The organism is Mesorhizobium sp. M7A.F.Ca.US.006.04.2.1 (assembly GCF_004022915.1).
Taxonomy (GTDB): domain Bacteria; phylum Pseudomonadota; class Alphaproteobacteria; order Rhizobiales; family Rhizobiaceae; genus Mesorhizobium; species Mesorhizobium ciceri.
This window is the reverse complement of record NZ_RZQA01000581.1, coordinates 1-4,152: the sequence shown is the minus strand read 5'-3', so window position 1 is coordinate 4,152 and position 4,152 is coordinate 1. Positions and strand designations below refer to the sequence as shown.

General features: G+C 62.6%; 6 protein-coding genes and 1 pseudogene. All 7 read right to left on the bottom strand.

Features of this window, described 5'->3' with window-relative positions:
• Nucleotides 1-358: pseudogene (locus EN925_RS40200) on the bottom strand (hypothetical protein); the annotation flags it as partial.
• A gap of 4 nt (nucleotides 359-362) precedes the next feature.
• Complete coding sequence (locus EN925_RS25730; RefSeq protein ID WP_127388370.1) at nucleotides 363-689, bottom strand: DUF736 domain-containing protein; 327 nt, start codon at nucleotides 687-689, stop codon at nucleotides 363-365.
• 45 nt (nucleotides 690-734) lie between these two features.
• Nucleotides 735-1,295, bottom strand: a complete 561-nt coding sequence (locus EN925_RS25725; RefSeq protein ID WP_127370599.1) for a S26 family signal peptidase — start codon at nucleotides 1,293-1,295, stop codon at nucleotides 735-737.
• Entirely contained in the window at nucleotides 1,292-1,756 is a 465-nt protein-coding gene (locus EN925_RS25720) for a DUF2840 domain-containing protein (RefSeq protein WP_127388371.1), read from the bottom strand. The genes EN925_RS25725 and EN925_RS25720 overlap by 4 nt, the downstream gene beginning before the upstream one ends.
• A gap of 319 nt (nucleotides 1,757-2,075) precedes the next feature.
• Nucleotides 2,076-2,942: a replication initiator protein A gene (locus EN925_RS25715; RefSeq protein ID WP_245469198.1), complete on the bottom strand. Its 867-nt coding sequence runs from the start codon at nucleotides 2,940-2,942 to the stop codon at nucleotides 2,076-2,078.
• Nucleotides 2,943-2,959: 17 nt separating this feature from the next.
• Nucleotides 2,960-3,250: a helix-turn-helix domain-containing protein gene (locus EN925_RS25710; protein ID WP_127370466.1), complete on the bottom strand. Its 291-nt coding sequence runs from the start codon at nucleotides 3,248-3,250 to the stop codon at nucleotides 2,960-2,962.
• A gap of 134 nt (nucleotides 3,251-3,384) precedes the next feature.
• Complete coding sequence (locus EN925_RS41525) at nucleotides 3,385-3,906, bottom strand: DUF2285 domain-containing protein (RefSeq protein WP_127388373.1); 522 nt, start codon at nucleotides 3,904-3,906, stop codon at nucleotides 3,385-3,387.
• Nucleotides 3,907-4,152: the final 246 nt, after the last annotated feature.

The window sequence follows — 4,152 nt, the reverse complement described above, 5'->3', positions numbered from 1 at the left end:
CCCCCGCGCCATGAAAAAGAGGTTCTGCGAAAACCGCCGATGCAGAAGGAAGGAGCATGACGCATGCACACAGGATCGTCACGCCTCGTCGGATGACAGCACATGCACCACGATCCCGACGCGCCTGCAGCCTGCCACTGTGCTCGCTCCCGTCAAGGGCAAGGCTTCGCCGGCCGGACTTGCTTGCCGCAAATTGCTGGGCGATGAGCGTCCGTAGCGATTGGCAAGCGTCCGGCCGCCCTTGACCTTCGCTGCGCGCGGCAGCCGCCTGACAGGCGATCGGGTCGAGGGGTTTGACCAGCGCTTGATCGATCAAAGGGTTTGACGCGAAAGGTTGGGTGCCGCGCAGTCGGCGCATCCGATCAACCTCGCTCGTCGCGCTTCGACGGGCGGCTCCAGTGCAAAGCCCAGACACTTTTCTCGGCATCGGACTGAAACAGGTTGGCGCGGATCGGCTGCGTGAAGGACGGATCATCGATGGAGACGGAGAGGTAGTTGCCAGCCTTCTCGCCGGTACGCTCCCACGCCGCACCGATCTCCATGCCTTCGCAGAAGACGCGGTGGTCCGGCGCGTTCTCGGCATCCGACTTCTCGGCGGGCAGGATGGCAAGCTTCGCGTCGAGCGTTAGCGTTGAGACGTTACCGAAGAAGCCGTCGTTATTGCGGGTGAAGGTGCCGATCTGGGCCATTGCAGTGCTCCTTTCATGAGCCTTTGGGGATGATTGGGACGGCCTTCACGGCTCGCCTAAAATGTGATCGCTTGAAACTTTCGGAGTCGGAGAGGTGCTGTCGGTTGCCCAGACAGGGGTCGCGCGGCCAATGACTGAAGTGAGCGGCACCGGTCCGAAATAGCGGCCATCAAAACTGTCGGCCGCATCCCGATTCATGAGAAAGACTTCACCGTCGGCGATCACGCGGCAGCCCTGCCATGCGGGCAACGGTCGGCCGCGACTATCGCGCTCGCGCGCAAGTCCAACGGTCACGCCATGGATGATGATAGCGGTGCCCTGTCGGCAGACGGCCGTGCCTTTGAGGGCCAACACGCGCTTCAGAAGCGGCACGCCCTTCGGGAGATATTGACGCTCAGCCAGGAAGCTGGCGAGCGGCTGGGGTGGCATGACGACGGCGATATCGGAAACAGCGATCCTCTCGACCGGCTCGACCCGATACAACCCGACGGGGACGCTCGCGGATGCGTTCCAGATGAAGTGCGGTCGATGGTCGATCCACGCCGGAGCGACCGCGAGAACCGCGCAACCCAGCATCGCGACGATGATCACTGCGCGCATGCTCATGGCTCGATCCTGCAACGCAGGAGCCATGCCTCATGGCGCTGGCGTGTGTAGGGCCTGGGCGTCTCGCGCGCGGCAAACCTACTGTGGGCATGCCGCCAGTAATGCGGTGACACATCGACTGGGTCGATGCCAATCGCCTCGATGGCGTCGATGATCTTCAGCACTTCTTCGACGTTCCGCCATCCGATCACTGTGAGCAGGATCTCGGCGCCGGGGCGCACATATGCGACGGTCGAGCAGCGCCGACCGGCGGGGACTGCACGCAGTATGTCGATGCGGGACGCGACGGTGCCGAAGTCATTGCCCATCCACCGGACGAAAGCGAAGACGCTGCCAGGCGTGAAGGTGACGGCACGACGAGTGCGATCGATGTTCCTGTTCGAAGCAACCTTGCCGAAGCGGATGTAGTTCTCGATCCGCTTCTTCAGCCACACCAGTTCGACGGTGGTGAGATCGCTCATGCCGACCTCCATGACAGGAGGCCACGAACAAGCATGGTGAAGCGAGGGGCGGAAAAAGTGGTCTTGTTCCGGTAAGAGCAGTGGACGTCGATCGCTCTCGGCATCGCCGAAAGATTAGGGCTCGGCCGTCGCCCACAGCCTCGCCGACCTGCGCTTTGCGTTAGTAAGAATCGGAAGGATTCTCGGTTAGAAACGTTAGAGGAGCCGGTTCGGCAATCGCCACAATGGCTTAGGATCGAATCCGGTTCCTGATAGCACGGGAATCCGGTTCCCGATGGCACGGGAGTTGCGGTTCCTGATAGCACGGGCCTGTCCACAGTCATTTCACAGCCTTGGTCGGTCGAGCGCGCGGCGCGCGCTGCGTCGCGTACGGTTCCGGCGGGTTGGGTTGGAAGCTCAGGCGCGATCGGCCATCAGGATCGATGGTGAGCGCGAGCCGATAGCCAGGCAGCGGTTGGCGACGGACGATCTCGCGCAGATCGAAGGTGAAGCGCTTGAAGTGGGAGAGGCCGCCTGACTTGAGATGGAGATGGCGGAGATCAAAGCTCCAGCCGTAGCTCTGACGACCACCGTGTTTTCGCACTAGACGGTAGAGCCATCGCTCCAGGCCCCCAGTCAGCCCAAAGTACTCACGATCAATCGTTAGGATCAGAGCATCGTCGAGTACGCCGGAATAGAACCAGTCGGCCAGAATGAGCTCGATCCCGAGCGGGCGCCTGCTGGCGTCCATTCGCTCCTTCCACTCGTTGATCCACGAGAAGCGATGCCGGCGCCGTTCGCCCGGCTGTCGGATCGACGTGGCAACCGTGGTTGACTGCAGCCGGTCAAGCGCGGCCTTCAGCCTGTGATAGCTGTGGGCGGAATCGCCCCGGCCGATGAAGGCAAGAATCTCGTAGGGCGTGGCCGCCATGAGACGCGACGTGCGAAGGCCGTTGTCTCGTGCGTCGACGATCTGGCTCGCCGCCCAGATCAGAATGTCAGCGTCCCAGATGGTCGCCATGCCGTGCTCGGCCGTTGCCTCGACGCGGATCGACACCTCGCCCATGCGAAAGTCGATCGGCGTTACGCGGCGGGATTTGGCGAGCGAGAAGAACGGCCACGACATGAGATCCTGCGCGTCGCGCGGCGTGACGACACTGGCGCGAGCGTGAAACAGGTCAAGCTGGCCTTCGGAGCGGTACTGCACTGACGCCACCCCAGCGGTCAGGAGGCGCGATCGCGTCTGCCGGCATAGGCAGGTGCGCGGGCGGCGTGCGGCTTGGCCGGCGGAACAAAGGTCGCGTCCGTATCACTGGTGGAGGTGCGCGCGCCGAGTTCGATCCAGGCGTGCAGGTCATCGATGTCGTAGAGCACGCGCCCACCGACTTTCCTGTACTTTGGGCCGGTGCCGTAGGTTCGGTGCTTTTCCAGCGTGCGAGCGCAAAGGCCGACGATTGGTGCCGCCTCCTTCGTTCGCAGGTATTTTTGGGGCGCGTCCGCGGGACCCTTCGACATCGCTCGATCTCCATTCGGTTTTGCTGTCATCCTGGCCTGCCGGGACGCGCGAAACGGACGATGGTCGAATTGAGAAAAGGCGAGGGAGGGCAAACATCGGGGATGTGTTTTTGCTACCCCTGCGAGGATGGACTTCACCGATCGGATTTTCGGCTGCGGCTGTGTGGATAGAAAAGTAGGTCGCGGTAGCCGCCGGCGACCATTCGATCCGCTCTTCGCAGGACGGCCCGTACCTTGTGCCTGAGGTGATGGTCGCGCCAATCTCGTGGCACGATTGGATCTCGTGACAGCAGCACCTCCGCGATCATGCGATAGGAGGCCGCTGCGCGGCGGGCGTCGTGAGCGCGCAGATTGAGGATATGCCTGGTCTTCGTCTGCTGGGGCAGCGCGCCGTAGACTGGGCTGCCGGGCGATCGACCGTTCAGCGCCCGCCAGAACTGGCGTGCGGCGTCCACTCTTGTTTCGAAGGCTTCGTCGAGCGGGAGAATGATGGCATTGATGCCAAGTGAACCGTCGCAACTCTCGGCAATCAGGCGATGCGTTGCGGTCGATGCCGACCAAAGAGCCTCAAGGTCTTCGCCCTGCTCCCAAACGCCAGCGTTGCGGAGCTCGCTAGGAAGCACGCTCCGAGGGGATGAGCCAGTCGAGGCAGGCATCCGCGTGACCCGGAGAACGCGCGGCGAGGCCTTTTCCGTCCAGACGATGTTCTCGGCAGATGAAAGTCCGTCACCGGTGACAGTGAAATCGCGCGCCCCACCGTGCGGCGAAGTCAGATTGTCCGAGCAGGTCTTCGGTATTTGCGCTTAGCGACGCAAGCTGACTGCACTCGACGATGAAGGCGTCGTTCCGGATCAGATATTCGGCAGCGAACTCCGACGCTTCGTAGTCGCGCATGTGCACAT